This is a genomic window from Arthrobacter sp. AIWTK1 (genome assembly GCF_056680535.1).
Window position 1 is genome coordinate 3,342,992 of sequence record NZ_CM155287.1, and the last position, 19,868, is coordinate 3,362,859.

The 19,868-nt window shown below is 62.8% G+C and carries 14 protein-coding genes, 1 tRNA gene and 1 pseudogene; 3 read left to right on the forward strand and 13 right to left on the reverse strand.

Annotated elements, in window-relative coordinates; translation table 11 throughout:
• Positions 1-242 precede the first annotated feature (242 nt).
• From AC1MDG_RS15305 to AC1MDG_RS15315, 3 genes are all read right to left on the reverse strand, one after another.
• The gene (locus AC1MDG_RS15305; RefSeq protein ID WP_043483032.1) at positions 243-4,142 is read right to left on the reverse strand and encodes a DNA-directed RNA polymerase subunit beta'; all 3,900 of its coding nucleotides are present in this window, start codon (positions 4,140-4,142) and stop codon (positions 243-245) included.
• A gap of 119 nt (positions 4,143-4,261) precedes the next feature.
• A complete protein-coding gene (rpoB, locus tag AC1MDG_RS15310; RefSeq protein ID WP_043483037.1) occupies positions 4,262-7,777 on the reverse strand; it encodes a DNA-directed RNA polymerase subunit beta in 3,516 nt (1,171 codons plus the stop codon).
• Positions 7,778-8,078: 301 nt separating this feature from the next.
• Positions 8,079-8,531 (reverse strand): hypothetical protein, encoded by a 453-nt coding sequence (locus AC1MDG_RS15315; protein ID WP_479804884.1) that lies wholly within the window; start codon positions 8,529-8,531, stop codon positions 8,079-8,081.
• Between the two features lie 245 nt (positions 8,532-8,776).
• On the opposite strand from AC1MDG_RS15315, the gene AC1MDG_RS15320 reads away from it, so the two are divergent.
• Complete coding sequence (locus AC1MDG_RS15320) at positions 8,777-9,976, forward strand: acetyl-CoA C-acetyltransferase (RefSeq protein ID WP_479804886.1); 1,200 nt, start codon at positions 8,777-8,779, stop codon at positions 9,974-9,976.
• A 122-nt stretch (positions 9,977-10,098) separates the two neighbouring features.
• Positions 10,099-10,521: an aminoacyl-tRNA deacylase gene (locus AC1MDG_RS15325; RefSeq protein ID WP_479809114.1), complete on the forward strand. Its 423-nt coding sequence runs from the start codon at positions 10,099-10,101 to the stop codon at positions 10,519-10,521.
• 184 nt (positions 10,522-10,705) lie between these two features.
• Here the strand turns inward: AC1MDG_RS15325 and AC1MDG_RS15330 are convergent, their stop codons facing one another.
• The 10 genes and pseudogenes from AC1MDG_RS15330 to AC1MDG_RS15375 all read right to left on the reverse strand — a co-directional run bounded on the left by AC1MDG_RS15330 (position 10,706) and on the right by AC1MDG_RS15375 (position 18,340).
• Entirely contained in the window at positions 10,706-12,547 is a 1,842-nt protein-coding gene (locus AC1MDG_RS15330) for a bifunctional metallophosphatase/5'-nucleotidase (RefSeq protein ID WP_479804888.1), read from the reverse strand.
• Positions 12,548-12,754: 207 nt separating this feature from the next.
• The gene (rplL, locus tag AC1MDG_RS15335) at positions 12,755-13,129 is read right to left on the reverse strand and encodes a 50S ribosomal protein L7/L12 (protein WP_043483052.1); all 375 of its coding nucleotides are present in this window, start codon (positions 13,127-13,129) and stop codon (positions 12,755-12,757) included.
• Positions 13,130-13,207: 78 nt separating this feature from the next.
• Positions 13,208-13,798: a 50S ribosomal protein L10 gene (gene rplJ, locus AC1MDG_RS15340; protein WP_011692822.1), complete on the reverse strand. Its 591-nt coding sequence runs from the start codon at positions 13,796-13,798 to the stop codon at positions 13,208-13,210.
• Between the two features lie 299 nt (positions 13,799-14,097).
• Positions 14,098-15,210 (reverse strand): GNAT family N-acetyltransferase, encoded by a 1,113-nt coding sequence (locus AC1MDG_RS15345; protein ID WP_043483054.1) that lies wholly within the window; start codon positions 15,208-15,210, stop codon positions 14,098-14,100.
• Between the two features lie 8 nt (positions 15,211-15,218).
• Positions 15,219-15,329, reverse strand: a pseudogene (locus AC1MDG_RS15350) (GNAT family N-acetyltransferase); the annotation flags it as partial.
• Positions 15,330-15,452: 123 nt separating this feature from the next.
• The gene (rplA, locus tag AC1MDG_RS15355; RefSeq protein ID WP_011692825.1) at positions 15,453-16,160 is read right to left on the reverse strand and encodes a 50S ribosomal protein L1; all 708 of its coding nucleotides are present in this window, start codon (positions 16,158-16,160) and stop codon (positions 15,453-15,455) included.
• A 221-nt stretch (positions 16,161-16,381) separates the two neighbouring features.
• On the reverse strand, positions 16,382-16,810 hold the full coding sequence (rplK, locus tag AC1MDG_RS15360; RefSeq protein WP_043483056.1) for a 50S ribosomal protein L11: 429 nt from the start codon (positions 16,808-16,810) through the stop codon (positions 16,382-16,384).
• Positions 16,811-16,941: 131 nt separating this feature from the next.
• On the reverse strand, positions 16,942-17,784 hold the full coding sequence (nusG, locus tag AC1MDG_RS15365) for a transcription termination/antitermination protein NusG (RefSeq protein WP_479804892.1): 843 nt from the start codon (positions 17,782-17,784) through the stop codon (positions 16,942-16,944).
• 116 nt (positions 17,785-17,900) lie between these two features.
• The gene (gene secE, locus AC1MDG_RS15370) at positions 17,901-18,185 is read right to left on the reverse strand and encodes a preprotein translocase subunit SecE (RefSeq protein WP_043430893.1); all 285 of its coding nucleotides are present in this window, start codon (positions 18,183-18,185) and stop codon (positions 17,901-17,903) included.
• A gap of 82 nt (positions 18,186-18,267) precedes the next feature.
• Positions 18,268-18,340 (reverse strand) — tRNA-Trp (locus tag AC1MDG_RS15375).
• A 275-nt stretch (positions 18,341-18,615) separates the two neighbouring features.
• Here AC1MDG_RS15375 and AC1MDG_RS15380 point away from each other — a divergent pair.
• Positions 18,616-19,833 (forward strand): pyridoxal phosphate-dependent aminotransferase, encoded by a 1,218-nt coding sequence (locus AC1MDG_RS15380; protein WP_043483062.1) that lies wholly within the window; start codon positions 18,616-18,618, stop codon positions 19,831-19,833.
• Positions 19,834-19,868: the final 35 nt, after the last annotated feature.

The window sequence follows — 19,868 nt, forward strand, 5'->3', positions numbered from 1 at the left end:
TCTGCATCGGTCCCTAGGCATGCAAAAATGTGGCATACGTTGCACAAGAACCCTGCAAACCGGAAACGTCGCTCTGGCTTTGCCTTTCAGCTCAGCCGGCGCACTCATCCACTGCCACAATAACAATTGGTATCCAGTCTAACATGGACGGCCGCCAAGGCTTAATCGAGGCAACGGAAAGGCCCCGCCGCCCCTCCGCTGTTCAAGCGGAGTGGTGACGGGGCCCGACGCCGAGCTAACGGTTAGCGGAAGTCGCTGCCGAGGTCGTAGTCATCCAGAGGGATGGCGTGGAACTCAGGAGCTCCGTCGCCGCCCAGGGTGTCGTACGAGAAGTCGCTGAATGCGCTGGGACCTGTGAACAGGTTGGCCTTTGCTTCTTCAGTCGGCTCCACCGTGACCTCCGTGTAGCGCGGGAGGCCCGTGCCGGCGGGGATGAGCTTACCGATGATGACGTTTTCCTTGAGGCCGAGCAGCGGGTCGCTCTTGCCTTCCATGGCCGCCTGCGTCAGGACGCGGGTGGTCTCCTGGAAGGAAGCTGCCGACAGCCAGGACTCGGTCGCCAGGGATGCCTTGGTGATACCCATGAGCTCGGGACGTCCGGAAGCCGGAGTCTTGCCCTCGGACACAACGCGGCGGTTGGCGTCTTCGAAGCGGCTGCGCTCGGCCAGCTCACCGGGGAGCAGGTCGGATTCACCGGATTCGATAACCGTGACGCGGCGCAGCATCTGGCGAACGATAACCTCGACGTGCTTGTCGTGGATACCGATGCCCTGGCTGCGGTACACGCCCTGGACCTCGTCCACCAGGAACTTCTGTGCAGCACGGGGACCCATGATGCGAAGGACCTGCTTGGGGTCGACCGGACCGTTGATGAGCTTCTGGCCCACCGCAACGTGCTGGCCGTCTTCAATCAGGAGGCGTGAGCGGCGCAGGACCGGGTAGGCGATCTCTTCGCTGCCGTCATCCGGAGTGATGACCAGGCGCATCTGGCGCTCGGACTCTTCGATGGTGATGCGGCCGGCTGCTTCCGCAATCGGTGCGACACCCTTCGGAGTACGGGCTTCGAAAAGCTCCTGGATACGGGGCAGACCCTGGGTGATGTCGTCGCCACCGCTGGCGGAAACAGCACCACCGGTGTGGAACGTACGCATGGTCAGCTGCGTACCGGGCTCACCGATGGACTGTGCGGCGATGATGCCCACAGCCTCACCAATGTCCACGGTCTTGCCGGTGGCCAGCGAACGGCCGTAGCACAGGGCGCAGGTGCCGACGCTGGACTCACAGGTGAGAACGGAGCGGACCTTGACCTCGGTGATGCCGGCTGCGAACAGTTCGGCAATGACGACGTCGCCGCAGTCGGTGCCGCCGGCAGCCAGGACCTTGCCCTTGGAGTCAACGACATCCACGGCCAGGGTACGGGCGTACGCGCTGTTCTCAACGTTCTCGTCCAGGACCAGCTCGCCGTTGGCGTCAGCCACGGCAATCGGGGTGACGAGGCCGCGTTCGGTGCCGCAGTCCTCTTCACGGACGATGACGTCCTGCGAGACGTCCACCAGACGACGGGTCAGGTAACCCGAGTTGGCGGTACGCAGGGCGGTGTCAGCCAGACCCTTACGGGCACCGTGCGTGGCGATGAAGTATTCCAGCACCGACAGGCCCTCACGGTAGGAGGACTTGATCGGACGCGGGATGATCTCACCCTTAGGGTTGGCCACCAGGCCACGGATACCCGCGATCTGACGGACCTGCATCCAGTTACCACGTGCACCGGAGGACACCATGCGGTTGATGGTGTTCATCGGCGACAGGCTGTCCCGCATGACCTGGGCAATCTCGTTGGTTGCCTTGTTCCAGATCTCGATCAGTTCCTGGCGACGCTCGTCGTCGTCGATCAGGCCCTTGTCGTACTGGCCCTGGATCTTGGCAGCGCGCTCTTCGTAACCGGCAAGGATGACCGGCTTTTCAACCGGAACCTCGATGTCGGAGATGGCGACGGTGACGCCTGAGCGGGTGGCCCAGTAGAAACCGGCATCCTTCAGGTTGTCCAGCGTTGCCGCGGTGACAACCTTCGGGTAGCGCTCGGCAAGGTCGTTGACGATGCGGGACAGTTCACCCTTGTCGGCAACAGCCTCAACCCACGGGTAGTCCTCGGGAAGGGTCTGGTTGAAGATGACCTGGCCCAGGGAGGTCTGGACGAGCGCGGTCTGACCCGGCTCCCAGCCTTCCGGAGCTTCCCAGCCGGCGTAAGGGACAAAGCCCTCAAGGCGGATCTTGACCTGGGAGTTCAGGTGCAGCTCGTGCAGGTCGAACGCCATGATGGCTTCCGAAACGGAGGAGAAGATCCGGCCTTCGCCAGCTGAACCGACACGCTTGGTGGTCAGGTGGTAGAGACCGATGATCATATCCTGCGAAGGAAGGGTCACCGGGCGGCCGTCAGACGGCTTCAGGATGTTGTTCGAGGACAGCATCAGAATGCGTGCTTCTGCCTGGGCTTCGGGGCTCAGCGGCAGGTGGACTGCCATCTGGTCGCCGTCGAAGTCAGCGTTGAAGGCACCACACACCAGCGGGTGAAGCTGGATTGCCTTACCTTCAACAAGCTGGGGCTCGAACGCCTGGATGCCGAGGCGGTGCAGGGTAGGTGCACGGTTCAGCAGCACAGGGTGCTCGGTGATGATCTCTTCGAGAACGTCCCAGACCTGCGGACGGTAACGCTCAACCATGCGCTTGGCCGACTTGATGTTCTGGGCGTGGTTGAGGTCAACCAGGCGCTTCATCACGAACGGCTTGAAGAGCTCCAGCGCCATCTGCTTGGGCAGGCCGCACTGGTGCAGCTTCAGCTGCGGGCCGACAACGATGACCGAACGGCCGGAGTAGTCAACGCGCTTACCCAGGAGGTTCTGGCGGAAGCGGCCCTGCTTGCCCTTGAGCATGTCACTCAGGGACTTCAGCGGACGGTTGCCCGGTCCGGTGACCGGACGGCCGCGGCGGCCGTTGTCGAAGAGGCTGTCAACGGCTTCCTGAAGCATGCGCTTCTCGTTGTTGACGATGATCTCCGGAGCACCGAGGTCAAGCAGGCGCTTGAGTCGGTTGTTGCGGTTGATCACACGACGGTAGAGGTCGTTGAGGTCGGAGGTCGCGAAGCGGCCACCGTCCAACTGGACCATCGGGCGCAGTTCCGGCGGGATCACCGGGACGGCGTCCAGCACCATGCCGAGCGGGCTGTTGTTGGTGGTCAGGAACGCGTTGACCACCTTCAGGCGCTTCAGGGCGCGGGTCTTGCGCTGGCCCTTGCCGTTGGCAATGATGTCGCGCAGGAGGTCCGACTCGGCCTGCATGTCGAAGTTCTCAAGACGCTTCTTGATGGCTTCGGCACCCATGGAGCCTTCGAAGTACATGCCGTAGCGGTCACGCAGTTCGCGGTACAGGCCTTCATCGCCTTCGAGGTCTGCGACCTTAAGGTTCTTGAAGCGGTCCCAGACCTGCTCGAGGCGCTCGATGTCGGCGTCGGCACGCTTACGCACATTGGCCATCTGACGGTCCGCGGAGTCGCGGGCCTTCTTCTTGTCGGCAGCCTTGGCGCCTTCGCCTTCGAGACGGGCAAGCTCGTTCTCAAGGTCGCGGGCGATCGTGGCGATGTCGGAGTCGCGGTTGTCAACCAGCTGCTTCTTCTCGATGTCGTGCTCAACCTGCAGGTTGGGCAGTTCCTCGTGGCGGCTGTCGGTGTCGACGCTCGTGATCATGTAGGCAGCGAAGTAGATGACCTTCTCAAGGTCCTTCGGTGCCAGGTCAAGGAGGTAGCCCAGGCGGGACGGAACACCCTTGAAGTACCAGATGTGCGTTACGGGCGCAGCCAGTTCGATGTGGCCCATGCGCTCACGGCGGACCTTGGCACGGGTGACCTCAACGCCACACCGCTCGCAGATGATGCCCTTGAAGCGCACGCGCTTGTACTTGCCGCAGTAGCATTCCCAGTCGCGGGACGGGCCGAAGATCTTCTCGCAGAAGAGGCCGTCCTTCTCGGGCTTGAGCGTGCGGTAGTTGATGGTTTCCGGCTTCTTAACCTCGCCGTAAGACCACCCACGGATGTCTTCCGCGGTGGCGAGGCCGATCTGCATGAGGCCGAAGGAGGATTCGCTGGACATATGGTCCCTGTTCTCTCTTGTTCTCTAAATTCTGAAGTCTTGGGTTACGGGAAGAGGGAGGTGGTTTACCGGGAAAAGACAGCGCGGGTGGTGCGCTGCTTTTCCCGGTAAACCCCCTCTTAGACCTCTTCTACGGAACTGGGCTCTGCACGAGACAGATCGATGCCCAGTTCTTCCGCAGCCGTGAAGACTGCGTCATCAGAGTCACGCATTTCAATTGTGGTTCCGTCCGTGGAAAGCACTTCCACGTTCAGGCACAGCGACTGCATTTCCTTGATCAAGACCTTGAAGGACTCAGGAACGCCCGGCTCCGGGATGTTCTCGCCCTTGACGATGGCTTCGTAGACCTTCACACGACCATGGATGTCATCCGACTTGATCGTGAGGAGTTCCTGGAGCGTGTAAGCGGCGCCGTAAGCTTCGAGCGCCCACACTTCCATTTCACCGAAGCGCTGGCCACCGAACTGAGCCTTACCACCCAGCGGCTGCTGCGTGATCATGGAGTACGGGCCGGTGGAGCGCGCGTGGATCTTGTCGTCCACCAGGTGGTGGAGCTTCAGGATGTACATGTAGCCGACCGAGATCGGATCCGGGAACGGCTCGCCTGAGCGGCCGTCGAACAGGCGGGTCTTGCCCGAAGAGTTGATCAGGCGGTCGCCGTCGCGGGTCACGTTGGTGGAGTCGAGCAGGCCCGTGATTTCTTCTTCACGAGCACCGTCGAAGACCGGCGTTGCAACGGTGGTCTGGCCACTCTCGCGCGGCAGGTTCGGCAGCTGCTTGACCCACTCGGGCTCGCCTTCGATCTTCCAACCGGTCTTGGCAACCCAGCCGAGGTGCGTTTCGAGCACCTGGCCGACGTTCATACGGCCCGGAACACCCAGCGGGTTCAGGACGATATCAACGGGGGTGCCGTCGGCAAGGAATGGCATGTCCTCGATCGGAAGGATCTTGGAGATGACACCCTTGTTGCCGTGACGGCCCGCGAGCTTGTCGCCGTCGGTGATCTTGCGCTTGGCGGCCACGTACACGCGGACCAGCTGGTTGACGCCCGGGGGCAGTTCGTCGTCGTTGTCGCGGTCGAAGACGCGGACCCCGATGACGGTGCCGGACTCGCCGTGCGGAACCTTCAGGGACGTGTCGCGCACTTCGCGGGACTTCTCACCGAAGATGGCGCGCAGCAGGCGCTCTTCCGGGGTCAGTTCGGTTTCACCCTTAGGGGTGACCTTTCCGACCAGGATGTCGCCGGCTTCGACCTCGGCACCGATGTGGATGATGCCGCGCTCGTCAAGGCCTGCCAGGACTTCCTCGGACACGTTGGGGATGTCACGGGTGATTTCCTCGGCACCAAGCTTGGTGTCGCGGGCATCGATCTCGTGCTCCTCGATGTGGATGGAGGAAAGAACGTCCTCGGCAACAATGCGCTGCGAGAGGATGATGGCGTCCTCGAAGTTGTGGCCTTCCCATGACATGAATGCCACGAGCAGGTTCTTACCGAGGGCAAGTTCGCCCTGGTCCGTTGCCGGGCCGTCAGCGATGATGCCGCCGACCTCCAGGCGCTGGCCTTCGCTCACCAGGACACGGTGGTTGTAGCAGTTGCCCTGGTTGGAACGCGCGAACTTGTTGATGCGGTAGTTGGTTTCCGTGCCGTCGTCGTTGAGCATGATGACGAGCTCGGCGGACACCTCGGTGACCACACCGGCCTTCTTGGCGATGACAACGTCACCGGCGTCGACTGCAGCGGCGCGCTCCATGCCGGTACCGACGAACGGTGCCTCGGAACGGACCAGCGGCACGGCCTGGCGCTGCATGTTGGCACCCATGAGTGCGCGGTTAGCATCGTCATGCTCGAGGAACGGGATCAGGGCCGTAGCCACGGACACCATCTGGCGCGGGGAAACGTCCATGAATTCGACGTCGGCGGCGGGAACCAGCACGGGCTCGCCTCCACCACCACGGGCGCGGACCAGGACGGTCTCTTCGGCGAACTTCTTGTTCTCGTCCAGCGGAGCGTTGGCCTGGGCGATCAGGACCTCTGCTTCGTCGTCGGCCGTCAGGTACTGGACCTCGTCGGAAACGACGCCCTCGGACACGAGGCGGTAAGGCGTCTCGATGAAACCGAAGGGGTTGATGCGGCCGTAGGATGCCAGCGAACCGATCAGACCAATGTTCGGGCCTTCAGGGGTTTCGATGGGGCACATACGTCCGTAGTGGGACGGGTGAACGTCTCGGACTTCCATGCCTGCACGGTCACGGGACAGACCACCCGGGCCAAGCGCGGACAGACGGCGCTTGTGGGTCAGACCCGACAGCGGGTTGTTCTGGTCCATGAACTGGGACAGCTGGGAGGTTCCGAAGAACTCCTTGATGGCTGCCACAACCGGGCGGATGTTGATCAGCGTCTGCGGCGTGATGGCTTCGACGTCCTGCGTGGTCATACGCTCGCGGACGACACGCTCCATACGGGACAGGCCGGTGCGGACCTGGTTCTCGATGAGCTCGCCGACGGCGCGGATGCGGCGGTTGCCGAAGTGGTCGATGTCATCGATCTCAACGCGCAGCTCGTGGTCCTGGCCGTCGCGCTTGCCCATGAGCGTCTTCTCGCCGGCGTGCAGCGCAACCAGGAACTTGATCATGGCAACGATGTCTTCAACGTGAAGGACCGAAGCTTCCTTGTCGCCAAGGGAGCGGTCGATGCCAAGCTTGCGGTTGATCTTGTAACGGCCGACCTTGGCCAGATCGTAGCGCTTGGAGTTGAAGTACAGGTTGTCCAGCAGGGACTGGGCAGCCTCGACGGTGGGCGGCTCGCCCGGTCGCAGCTTCCGGTAGATGTCCAGCAAGGCGTCTTCGCGGGTTTCGGTGGCGTCCTTCTCCAGCGTTGCGCGCATGGAGTCGTACTGGCCGAACTCTTCGAGGATCTGGCCTTCGGTCCAGCCGAGGGCCTTCAGTAGCACCGTGACGGACTGCTTGCGCTTGCGGTCAAGGCGGACGCCGACCTGGTCGCGCTTGTCGATCTCGAGCTCGAACCAGGCACCGCGGGACGGGATGATCTTCGCAGTGAAGATATCCTTGTCGCTGGTCTTGTCGGCGGTGCGCTCGAAGTAGGCGCCCGGGGAACGGACCAGCTGGGAGACAACGACGCGCTCGGTGCCGTTGACGACGAAGGTGCCCTTCTCGGTCATCAGCGGGAAGTCACCCATGAACACGGTCTGCTGCTTGATTTCGCCCGTGTTGTTGTTCATGAATTCGGCTTTAACGTACAGCGGAGCGGAGTACGTAGCGTCCCGGTCCTTGCACTCGGCCATGGTGTATTTGGGATCAGCGAACTCCGGATCGGAGAAGCTCAGGGACATGGTGCCCTGGAAATCCTCGATCGGGGAGATCTCTTCGAAGATGTCAGACAGACCGGAGCTAGTGGCGACGCTGAGGTCGCCTTCTTCGACGGCCTTCGCAACGCGTGCCTGCCAGCGTTCGTTTCCGACCAGCCAGTCAAAGCTGTCCGTTTGCAGGGCAAGCAGATTCGGAACGTCAAGAGGTTCGTGAATCTTTGCGAATGAGAGCCGGCGAGTGGCACCATCGGTGCTGTCGGCATTGATAGCGGTAGCGTTGTTTACATTAGAGGTGCTCGAGGCGACCAAGAGGGATCCTTCCACAGACCTTCAGGCGTTTTCAGATCTCCCCCGTTGCAAGCCCTGCAGAATGACTCCGCAGCGCTACCAGTCCGGTTCCGCTATATGACCCGGGACCCAAGCTGCCCATGGCGTGACACGTCTTTGACGGCACGTTGATGGATCAGCTGCTAGGCAAAGCCCACCGCTATATGAAGGCTGAAGGTAAACAGGGAAGACGCAAATATCTACGATACGGCAAAACGGCGCACGTGTCTACCCCACTTCCCCGGTTATTGCAAGCACTGTTGCCAGGGGCACCTAGTTGGCGCTACAGCGTCAGCGTGACACCCGCCGCGGAGCACTCGTTTGCGTTGGCGAACACCGCGTCACGCACAGCATCCTTTGCGGCCTGGTCCGGCTGGCCGCCCTTCTCGACAACGGCCGAGTGGCTGATGGTGAGGGCGCTCAGCGACGAAAACAGTCCCCTGAGGTTTCCCGTGTAGGCGTCCTTGGCTTTCCATGCCTTGGAATAGATCGCTTCATAGGCGTCGGACGTACGTTCGGCCGTCCTGTACTCCGCGAACAGCGAATTGAACTCCTCGCACGCCTCTTTCGCGCCACCCGACCGGGGAACCGCTGCGCTGGAGGACGGCGACGGTGCAGATGTCGCGGACGTCGCTGCGGCTGAGGTCGAGGTGCCGTCGGGCGCAGGGGTTGATACGGAACAGGCCGTGAGCCCGGCGAGGCTTAGCATGGCTGCCGCGGCAAGGACGTTCTTCAAGATGCTGCTCCCGGTTTTTCCGTTGCTATGACGTTGCGGTGACTCCCTCCACCCTACGCAACGCCGCGAGCACTCGCATATCCGGCGCATGGGCAGTTCTCCCCTGCGGTCACTCAGGGCGCTCATCGCTACGGAGGAATGAAGGGTGGAACGGAATGGACCCTGCCCCGGATGCGTTTGAATGGATAGGTGATTCGGCTCACGATAGCCTTGGCCTACATCGTCACAGATCGGAAGAGAAAACCATGAGCAACTCCGCAGACAACAATGATGTTGTCATCCTCGCTGCGGCCCGCACGCCGCAGGGCCGCCTCAATGGCCAGTTGGCCAGCTTCACGGCGGTGGAACTCGGGGCGCACGCCATCAAGGCGGCCCTGGCCGCGAGCGGCATCGGGGCTGACAAGGTGGACGCGGTCATCATGGGACAGGTGTTGCAGGCAGGAGCCGGCCAGAACCCGGCGCGGCAGAGCGCCATCGGAGCCGGCATCGGCTGGAACGTCCCCACTGTCACCATCAACAAGGTGTGCCTTTCCGGACTCACCGCAGTGATTGACGCCGCGCGCATGATCCGCGGCGGTGATGCCGCCGTCGTCGTCGCCGGCGGGCAGGAATCCATGAGCCGGGCACCGCACATCCTGCCGGGATCGCGGCAGGGCTGGACCTACGGGACCATCCAGGCGCTCGATGTGGCTGCGCACGACGGACTGACGGACGCCTTCGACGGACAGTCCATGGGGCTGTCCACGGAAAGCAAGAACCTGGTCCTCGGAATCGACCGGGCATCGCAAGACCACGTGGCCGCGCAGTCGCACCAGCGAGCCGCCCTGGCTGCGAAGAACGGCCTTTTCGACGACGAGATCGCCCCGATCAGCGTCAAGCAGCGCAAGGGAGACCCCGTAGTGGTGGACGCCGACGAGGGTGTCCGCCCGAACACGACAGTCGAGTCGCTGGCCGGGCTTCGGGCCGCATTTGTCAGCGACGGCACCATCACGGCAGGCAACTCCTCTCCCCTGTCCGACGGCGCCGCCGCCCTGGTGTTGGCCACCCGGAAATTCGCGGAAGACAACGGCCTGGACTACCTCGCAGTGGTGGGCAAGCCGGGCCAGGTGGCAGGCCCGGACAATTCGCTGCACTCGCAGCCCTCGAATGCGATCAAGAACGCCCTTGACCGTGCCGGTTGGACCACCGGGGACCTCGACTTCATCGAGATCAACGAGGCCTTCGGTTCGGTTGCCGTCCAGTCGCTGAAGGACCTCAAGTACCCGCTGGACAAGTGCAACATCCATGGCGGGGCCATCGCCCTGGGGCACCCGATCGGAGCGTCGGGCGCCCGGCTGGCCGGACATGCCGCTCACGAACTGAAACGCCGCGGCACCGGTAGAGCGGCTGTTTCCCTGTGCGGCGGTGGCGGCCAGGGCGAAGCCCTCCTCCTCTACCGGGACTGACGGCAGTGGCTGACACCGCTGGCGCTACTGACAACGCAAGCGACGGGGCAAGCGGCACCGGCGGCACCGGCAGCGGCGGCACCGGCAGGGAGCGGTTCCTTGCCGATGCTGCCGCCCGCGGGCTGGAAGTCCAACTCGTGGAGCGGCTCGCTGCGAACAGCCTCGAAGAGGCCGCCCGGATCCTGGGCATCCAGCCGTCGGACATCGTGAAGTCCCTCGTGGTCAAGCACAAGGACGGCAGCTTCCTGTTCGCCCTGGTGCCGGGTGACCGCCAGATCTCCTGGCCGAAACTCCGCAGCCTGCTGGGCGTCAACAAGCTCTCGCTGCCGCCGGCCGACGTCGCACTGGAGGCCACCGGCTACGAGCGCGGAACCATCACTCCCCTGGGCAGCACCACTCCGTGGCCGGTCTACGCGGACGCGGCCATCACCGGCCGGCGGATTTCCATGGGGGCCGGGCAGCACGGCTACAGTGCGTTCGTCGATGCCGATGCCCTGACCACCGCGCTGGACGCCGTGGTCGCGGACATCAGCGACGCCGTCTAGTTCCCGGCGCCGCCAGCCCGCGCCGCCTTCCCGGCGCCGTCCGGAAAGGAACGCGGTAGGGAACGCCGCCAGCCCGGCTTTCCCGGCGCCGTCCGGAAAGGAACGCGGTAGGGAACGCCGCCAGCCCGGCTTTCCCGGCGCCGTCCGGAAAGGAACGCGGTAGGGAACGCCGGGCTGGATCCGCCTAGGGTGTGACCGACAGGGGCTGGCCGTTGACCACCAGCCGCCAGTCATTCCGGCTGAACAGGGCCGCATCAAGGGTTCCGTTGTCCACCACGTAGTCAATGATGCGCTGCCGGATCTCCTGCTGGCTGTTGGACAGCACCGGAGCGGTTTTGACCGCCGGGAAGTTGCCGCCGCCGCTCTGGCGGTAGTTGTTGATGGCCATCGCAAATTCCTCGTCCGCGGGCAGCGCCTCTCCCCCGTAGCTGAGTCCGACGATGCGCTCGCCCACAGGACGGGCCAGGTCGATGTCATAGGTCAGCGGCGCATCAAGGCCGTAGACGACGTCGTAGTTGTAGTCCGGGGTGCCGTTCGGCGCCATCGTAGTGACGGCGTTGGTCACGTCGGCCGCGCGGGCCGTAGCAGAACCGACCGGTTTGAAGTACTGCGCCGACCATTCGAGGTAGGCCTTCACTTGCGCGCCCGTGACCTTGATGGACAGCAGTGTGTTGTCGAAAATGTACAGCCCCGCGACATCCCGGATGGTCAGCGGCCCGGCTTTGACGTCAACGGCCCGGGAGAACGCCGCGGCAATGGACAGCACCGGCAGCCCCGCCGCAGGACCATTGGCCAGTTCGGCCTTGATGGTGCTCGCCTGGACATAATTGATGGCGTCGATAGCCGCCGAATCCTCCCAGCAGGCGGTGGCAGTGCTGAGCGGGGCCGTGGAAGTCCCGATCACCTCGTTCACGTAGGACACCGTGGCGTCGTGCCCGGCCTGGACGGCGCGGACGACGGCGGGATCCGGCTCAGCGGTCTTGGCGTCCAGCAGGTGGGAAGACGCCGAAGTGACGCTCCAATGCCCCTTCTCCTTGGTGAGGTGCAGGTCCATGACCGCGACCCGCATGCCCCACTTCAAGGGCTCGGTCAGCAGGACCTGCTTCCCGGTGGCGGTGTTCTCGATAAAACGTTCCGGGATCTCCACGTGGGCGTGGCCCACCAGGATGGCGTCGATCCCCGGAACTTCCGCGGCCAGCAAGGAGGAGGCGTTTTCCGGGTACGGGAGCGCATCCCCGTAGGAGGACCCCGGCGTCGCGCCCGAATGGCTGGAGACGATCACGACGTCGGCTCCGGCGGCCTTCATTTGCGGGATGACAATCCTGGCTTCCTCGACGATTCCGTTGAAGTCCAGTTTTCCCTGGACGTTGTCGCGGTCCCACAGGGCGCAACCGGGAGTCACGAAGCCGACCAGGCCCACTGTCAGCCAGCCGTTGTCCGTCTTCACGCGCTTGAGGACATACGGCGTGAAGGCCCGCTCACCCGTCACGGCGTTGTGGACGTTGGCGCCGAGAAGCGGGAAGTCCAGCTGCTTTTCCCAGATGCGAAGGAGCGGTATGCCGTAGTTGAATTCGTGGTTGCCTAGCCCCACCGCGTCATAGCCCACGGCGTTCATGGCCAGGGCCATGGGATGTTTGACGGACTCGGAGATGGGGCGGATCTTGGCGAAGTAGTAAGCCAGGGGCGTGCCCTGAATGGTGTCGCCGGCGTCGATGGTGATGGTACTGTCGGCGCCCCGTTCCTCCCGCATGGCCTTGATCAGGGTGGATGCCTGGGCGATGCCGATCTTGTTGCCGGCCGCGTCCGCGTAGGCGGTGTCCTTGAAGTAGTCCCAGTTGAAGACGTTGTTGTGCAGGTCGGTAGTGCCGAGCACCGTGAGGCTGAACTCTTTCCTGCCTCCGGACTGCAGCGCCGGGCCGGCCTGCGCGGCGGAGGCTCCGGCCAGCGTGGCGGCGGCGGCGGTCCCCCCGACGAGGGCGGCGGTGAGCATGGCGCGGCGGGAGGGCGAAGAGATCGGATCGGTCATCGTATGAGCTCCTTGACGTTGGGGCCGGTAGGCACAAAGCCAAAGTCTAGGGCTGCAGGAAGAGCATGAAAAGGAGAGTCCACAATCTTTTCCGGAACGTCACCTGTTATTTGGTGCGGGTCCGGAATGCAGGAAACCCCGCCCACCGGAGTGGACGGGGTTTCCCGGAGCAGAATGGAAAGCTGAAGCCTTCCGAAGCTCGAAACGTTACTTGAGGGTAACGGTGGCACCGGCAGCCTCGAGCTGCTCCTTTGCCTTTTCGGCAGCTTCCTTGGTTGCACCTTCGAGGACAGCCTTCGGAGCGCTGTCAACCAGGTCCTTGGCTTCCTTGAGGCCCAGGGAAGTGATGGCGCGAACTTCCTTGATCACTGCGATCTTCTTGTCGCCAGCAGCTTCGAGGACGACGTCGAAGTCGGTCTTCTCTTCAGCTTCTTCAGCAGCACCGGCAGCGGGGCCGGCAACAGCAACAGCAGCTGCAGTAACTTCGAAGGTCTCTTCGAAGAGCTTGACGAACTCGGAGAGCTCGATGATGGTCAGTTCCTTGAAAGCTTCAATGAGCTCTTCGTTGGTGAGCTTCGCCATGGTGTGGCGTCCTTCCTATAGGTGGTGCTTGGCGGCCTGGGCCGTTGCCTTCACACCGGAGTCTGGTCTGAAAGAGAGTTAGTTCTCTTCGGTGGCTGCGGCTTCGGCCGGAGCTTCGGTCTCTGCTGCTTCTGCGGCCGGGGCTTCTTCAGCGGCGGGCGCTTCGGCAGCTGCCGGTGCACCGTTCTCTTCTTCAAGCTTGAGGCGCAGGGCGTCGATGATGCGTGCAGCAGCGGCAGCAGGAGCCTTGAGGATGCCTGCAACCTTGGCGAGCTGCAGCTCGCGGGACTCGAGTGCTGCCAGGGCAGCAACTTCGCTGGCGTTCAGTGCCTTGCCCTCGAAGTAACCGGTCTTGATAACCAGCTGCTTGTTGGTCTTGGCAAAATCCGTCAGGCTCTTGGCAGCTGCAACTGCGTCACCCTTGATGAACGCGATTGCAGTGGGGCCGGCGAGCTGGCCGTCGAATGCTTCGACACCAGCTTCCTTGGCTGCAATTGCGGTCAGGGTGTTCTTGACGACCGCGAACTTGGTGTCCTGGCCGAGAGAAACACGCAGCTGCTTGAGCTGTGCAACGGTGAGCCCACGGTATTCGGTCAGGACAGCGGCGTTCGATTCCTTGAAATCGTTAGTGATCTCAGCTACTGCTGAAACCTTGGTAGGCGTTGCCATAACCCTCCTTCCGGGGATAGTGCCGGTGTTCCGGGTCCCCGCTCAGGTGAGCTAAAACTAAAAACGCCCCGGGCAGATGCACGGGGCTTGGCTCGACACAGTCCATGACTGCGGAGCTTTACTTCGTTCACCTGCGCTGGCCGCCCTATGTTCAGGGTCCTTCGTCCGGAAATCCACTGGCTCTCCCGCACACAACTGCAGAATTGAGCAATGCCCAGGAGAGTGGATTTCCAACAACCGACGGTCTTTGGTAGTTCAAGCTTACGGGCAAGGCCGCCCGGACTCCAAATCGGGGCCGTTCAGCTGCTGCTCGGGCCCAGGTCAGGCAGGTCCTTCTGCCAGATCCCCGTGACTCCCGCGGTGGTGAACCCCAACTGCTGGTTCACCTTGAGCAGGTATCTGTTTTCCGGAGCGTTCCAGGTGTAGATAACCCTGGCGTCGGGGAACTGCTCGGTCAGGCGGACCATGTTGGCGACCTTGATCAGGAGGCCGAGCTTGTTGCCCCGGTGTTCCTGCATCACCACCGTGTCATCCTGGAATACGACGTCCTGCCGCTGGGACAGGACGCTGATGGTGGTCAGCCCTACCAGCATGCCGGTGGCGATATGTTCGACGGCGGTGACCACCGTCCGCCGTCCCTGCGCGATGGTGGCCTCTTCCGCCTTCCTGATCATGGCGCCGTCGAACACCATCTGCTCTTCGGTCCTTGCGGTCGGTTCGGTGTCCTCACCGGCCTGGTTTTCCAGGGCTGCTACGGCGTCGAGCCAGATGTCGGGGCACCTGTCCGTCCAGTGATGCAGGCGGTAGCGGCCCGCATTGGCCTGCTCCGCCTCGTCCGACAGCTCAGCGACCAGCTTGGTGTCCAAAGGGAGCAGGCACGAGCTGAACTGCTCGATGTGCTGCAGGGTGTAGCCCGTCTTCCGGGCGAACTCCACTTCCCGGCTTCCCATCGGAACAAAACCCAGCCCGGAGCCGGGGACCAGCTGGTCGTCCATGGAGCTGCTCAATGAAACGCCGGGATGGTTGGTATCGATCAGGATCAGGGTCCGGCCTTCGGCGCGTGCAAACTGCTCTGCCGCTTCCAGTAGCTGGCGCCCCACCCCTTGGCGCTGGAATTCCGGCAGGATGTCCAGCGTGAACTCCGCGAGGTCGAGGTTATCGGCCAACGGCAGGGCGATATCCACCGTGCCCACAATTTCGCCGTCCACCCTTGCCACCAGGATGACCTGGCGTTCGTAGGGATCGGCAAGTTCGAGGAGTTTTTCCAGCGGCGTGTACGCGAGATCGTCACTCCCCCACGTTTGCATCCGCACCTTCCGGCCGACTTCGACGGCGGCCAGGAAATCGGCGCTGTCGGGGCCGTCGAGGGAATCGGGAATCCAGAGCTGTTCGATCCGTACGTCTTTAACCATAGAGGGCGTCATTCCAGTCGTTTCTGCCACTCACCTTCAAAGCCGGCGGGCTTGAATCCAAGCGAAATATTTATCGCCAGCATATGCCGGATTTCGCTGGCGTTCCATGTAATAGCCGACTCCGGTCATACCGTCTTCTGCAATTCACCGTCCTACCCCTCAGGCTGGCAAATAAAAGGGCGCGGACGCAGAAAGACCGCCCCGCAACTGCGGGACGGTCTTTCATGCCGAACTAACGAGGATTAGACCTCGGTCAGGACCTTGGTGACGTTGGGGTCAACAGAGATGCCCGGGCCGAACGTGGTAGCCACGGTGGCCTTCTGGATGTAGCGGCCCTTGGAAGCGGACGGCTTCAGGCGAAGGACCTCTTCCAGTGCTGCTGCGTAGTTCTCGGCCAGCTTGATGGCGTCGAACGAAACCTTGCCGATGATGAAGTGCAGGTTGGAGTGCTTGTCGACGCGGAAGTCGATCTTGCCACCCTTGATGTCGTTGACAGCCTTGGTGACGTCGGGGGTCACGGTGCCGGTCTTCGGGTTCGGCATCAGGTTACGCGGACCCAGGACCTTACCGAGGCGGCCAACCTTGCCCATGAGGTCAGGGGTGGCGACGGCGGCATCGAAGTCGGTCCAGCCGGCTGCGATCTTTTCGATCAGGTCGTCGGAACCAACGAAGTCGGCGCCGGCAGCGATTGCTGCTTCTGCCTTGTCGCCCGTTGCGAAGACAAGGACGCGGGCAACCTTACCGGTGCCGTGCGGCAGGTTAACGGTGCCGCGGACCATCTGGTCAGCCTTACGCGGGTCTACACCCAGGCGGAAAGCGACCTCAACGGTGGCGTCGAACTTGGACGGGTTGGTGTCCTTGGCCAGCGTCACTGCCTCGAACGGCGCGTAGAACTTCTCCGCGTCGATCTTGGCGGCGGCTGCCTCATATGCTTTGCTGCGCTTTGCCATGCTGCTTATTCTCCTTGTGCAGTTGTGGTCTGCGGACCGCGCTGGGCCCTGCCACAGTTGGATGATCGGGCTGGATCTCCAACATTTCAATGATTCAGTGGTGCCGGTCTCCCGGCGCGAGGGTAATTAACCCTCGGCAGTATCTTCTTGTCGAAAGTCTGCGGGACTCACTTCCGGCGAGTGCTTCGTACCTCAGCCCTCACCGTCCGTTCATTCCTCGACTATTCGACAGTGATACCCATGGAGCGGGCGGTGCCGGCGATGATCTTCGCTGCGCCTTCGAGGCTGGTGGCGTTGAGGTCTTCCATCTTGGTGGAGGCGATCTCGTTGACCTGGGCCTGGGTCAGCTTGGCAACCTTGACGGTGTGCGGGGTAGCTGAACCCTTGGCGACGCCTGCAGCCTTCTTGATGAGCTCTGCAGCCGGCGGGGTCTTGGTGATGAACGTGAACGAGCGGTCCTCGTAGACCGTGATTTCAACCGGAATAACGTTGCCGCGCTGGGCTTCCGTCGCAGCGTTGTACGCCTTGCAGAATTCCATGATGTTGACACCGTGCTGGCCAAGCGCAGGACCGATCGGCGGGGCCGGGTTGGCGGCACCTGCCTGGATCTGCAGCTTGATGAGGCCGGTGACCTTCTTCTTGGGAGCCAATGTAGGGTCCTTCTCTCAATTACGTCCTGGGACACAGGAGCGTGCCTCAGGTTGGTGGCCGCCATGGCGAGGCGGCCGGCCGCTTCGTGGCTGCTAAGCGGGCAGCCCCGAAGCGAATTCTGTGGGTATTGCTAGATCTTGGTGACCTGGTTGAATGCCAGGGTGACCGGGGTCTCGCGTTCGAAGATGGAGACCAGCACCACGAGGGTCTGGGAATCGACCTTGATCTCGGAGATCGTGGCGGGGAGGGTCTCGAACGGACCTTCCTTGACGATGACGGACTCGCCAACTTCGAAGTCGACGTCCACGGGGGCCGCAGCGTGCTTGACGGGCTTGCCCTTCTCGGCCTGCTCTTCTTCGAAGACGGGGGCGAGCATGGAGAAGACCTCGTCCAGGCGCAGCGGTACCGGGTTGTGGGCGTTGCCCACGAAGCCAGTGACACCCGGAGTGTGCCGAACGGCACCCCAGGAGGCATCCGTCAGGTCCATGCGGACCAGCACGTAGCCGGGGATGCGGACGCGGTTGATGACCTTGCGCTGGGCGTTCTTGATCTCCACGACTTCTTCCATGGGAACCTGGATTTCGAAAATGTAATCTTCCATGTCCAGGGTCTGGATGCGGGTTTCAAGGTTGGCCTTCACACGGTTTTCGTAACCTGCGTAGGAGTGGATGACGTACCAGTCGCCTTCCTGGCGGCGCAGCTTGGCCTTGAACTCCTCGGCCGGGTCAACCTCAGCCTTGGCGGCCGCAGCGGCCAGGGCGTCAGCCTCGTCGTCGTCGTCGTCGTCGGAGCCAGCGCCGGCTTCGGCGTCAGCTTCAGCGTCGTCAGCGTCGGTTTCAGAGGAATCGTCGATGGAATCGGGCGCAGCAGACTCAACCTCGGACTCTTCCCCGGCTACCGCCGCGGCGTCTGTTGCGCTGTCCGTGGACCCATCCAGCTCAGTCTCAGTTACCTCGAGCTCCTGCTCAGACACTTGGTCTCCTGCTTCCTCATTGCCTAACATGCCTATTTAAATGGCTCAATTCCGCACACCCCGTGAATGCTTCCGGATTATCGGGAGCATTCCACGCAGTCTGCGGACGGATCGCCTTAGCGGTCCGTGGGGCCTGTGCCGCCGAAGACCCAGCTCACTCCGGTCCCGAAAGCCAAGTCCAGGACGGTAACAATGAGCATCATGATGATCACGAACACCAGCACCACGAGCGTGTAGTTGATCAGTTCCTTGCGGGTGGGTGCTACGACCTTCTTCAGTTCGCCGATGACCTGGCGGATGAAGAGTGCGATGCGAGCGAAGAAGCCGGACTTGGCGGCGTTCTTGGCGGGGCGGCCCTTGGAGCTGCTTGCAGCCGTTTCGGTCACCTGGTCCTCACTCATCCTCGCAAATGTCGGATTACCCGGCTCTGAACTGAACCATGGTTGCTGCGCTGGCTCCGGCTAACCGCCGGAACCGCTTGCGCAGGGCAGACAGGACTCGAACCTGCAACCTGCGGTTTTGGAGACCGCTGCGCTACCAATTGCGCCACTACCCTATGGATCGAAAACCAATCACACCACACTTCCCGCAGACTTCACGGGGCGCAGGCCATCATCGTGTTTTCAACACCGGAGAACTAGTCTACGCAACAACTGCGCTTACGTCGAACCAGCCTCATTTCGGACCTTCTTCGGGACTGCCAGGGCCTGCCGACCGGGACACGGTCACATTCCTGGCCGTCACGCTGAACGATCCGCTGAACAGCATAGAGTAGATCTCGTCGAATCCCACATCCAGCCATCGAGCTGCAAGCGAAGAATGGACCCCGCCATGCCTGCCGCCCGCGTTTCCCAACGCATTTCCGCTATCGCCGAATCCGCCACCCTGGCCGTTGATGCCAAGGCCAAGGCACTCAAGGCAGCCGGACGGCCGGTTATCGGCTTCGGCGCCGGGGAACCCGACTTCCCGACCCCCGGCTACATCGTTCAGGCGGCCATTGAGGCCGCCAGCCAGCCGAAGTACCACCGCTACTCCCCCGCCGGCGGGCTGCCGGAGCTCAAGCAGGCCATTGCGGACAAGACGCTGCGGGATTCCGGCTACAAAGCCGAGGCGTCACAGGTCCTGGTCACCAACGGCGGCAAGCAGGCCGTCTACAACACGTTCGCCACGCTGGTCGATCCGGGCGACGAAATCATTGTTCCCACCCCGTTCTGGACCACCTACCCGGAAGCCATCCGGCTGGCCGGCGGGGTCCCGGTTGAGGTCTTCGCCGGCCCGGAACAGGACTACCTCGTCACTGTGCAGCAGCTGGAAGCGGCCCTGACCGAGCGCACCAAGATCCTGCTGTTCGTGTCGCCGTCCAACCCCACCGGTTCCGTGTACTCGCCGGAGCAGGTCCGCGAGATCGGTCTCTGGGCGGCTTCCAAGGGGCTGTGGGTTGTGACCGACGAAATTTACGAACACCTGACCTACGACGGCGTCCCCTTCACCTCCATTGCCACGGCGGTTCCCGAACTCGGCGACAAGGTGGTTATCCTCAACGGCGTCGCCAAGACCTACGCCATGACCGGCTGGCGGGTGGGCTGGATGATCGGTCCGGCGGACGTCATTAAGGCCGCCACCAACCTGCAGTCCCACGCCACGTCCAACGTCTCCAACATCATGCAGATTGCTGCCCTCGCCGCCGTCTCCGGCCCGCTCACTGCGGTGGACGAAATGAAGGTGGCCTTCGACCGCCGCCGGAAAGCGATTGTCGCGGGCCTGAACGCCATCGACGGAGTGGAATGCCCGACGCCGAAGGGCGCCTTTTACGTCTACGCGGACGTCCGCGGCCTGCTGGGCAAGGAATTCGAGACGGCGAACGGTACCGTCCGCCCGCAGACATCCGCCGAACTCGCTGCGCTCATCCTGGATGAGGTGGAGGTTGCAGTCGTTCCGGGCGAGGCTTTCGGCCCCTCGGGCTACCTGCGCCTCTCCTACGCCCTTGGCGACGACGATCTCGCCACCGGCGTGGCCCGGCTCCAGGGTTTCCTCGGCAAAGCCAAGTAGGCACGCTCTCTCACTTTTCGCAGGAAAAACACAGG

Excerpts from the sequence above, each read along its gene's own strand:
- rplA (WP_011692825.1), bottom strand. The coding sequence starts at position 16,160 with ATGGCAAAGCGCAGCAAAGCATATGAGGCAGCCGCCGCCAAGATCGAC.
- secE (WP_043430893.1), bottom strand. The coding sequence starts at position 18,185 with ATGAGTGAGGACCAGGTGACCGAAACGGCTGCAAGCAGCTCCAAGGGC.
- AC1MDG_RS15380 (WP_043483062.1), top strand. The coding sequence starts at position 18,616 with ATGCCTGCCGCCCGCGTTTCCCAACGCATTTCCGCTATCGCCGAATCC.
- AC1MDG_RS15320 (WP_479804886.1), top strand. The coding sequence starts at position 8,777 with ATGAGCAACTCCGCAGACAACAATGATGTTGTCATCCTCGCTGCGGCC.
- rplL (WP_043483052.1), bottom strand. The coding sequence starts at position 13,129 with ATGGCGAAGCTCACCAACGAAGAGCTCATTGAAGCTTTCAAGGAACTG.
- AC1MDG_RS15305 (WP_043483032.1), bottom strand. The coding sequence starts at position 4,142 with ATGTCCAGCGAATCCTCCTTCGGCCTCATGCAGATCGGCCTCGCCACC.
- AC1MDG_RS15330 (WP_479804888.1), bottom strand. The coding sequence starts at position 12,547 with ATGACCGATCCGATCTCTTCGCCCTCCCGCCGCGCCATGCTCACCGCC.
- rplJ (WP_011692822.1), bottom strand. The coding sequence starts at position 13,798 with ATGGCAACGCCTACCAAGGTTTCAGCAGTAGCTGAGATCACTAACGAT.
- AC1MDG_RS15345 (WP_043483054.1), bottom strand. The coding sequence starts at position 15,210 with ATGGTTAAAGACGTACGGATCGAACAGCTCTGGATTCCCGATTCCCTC.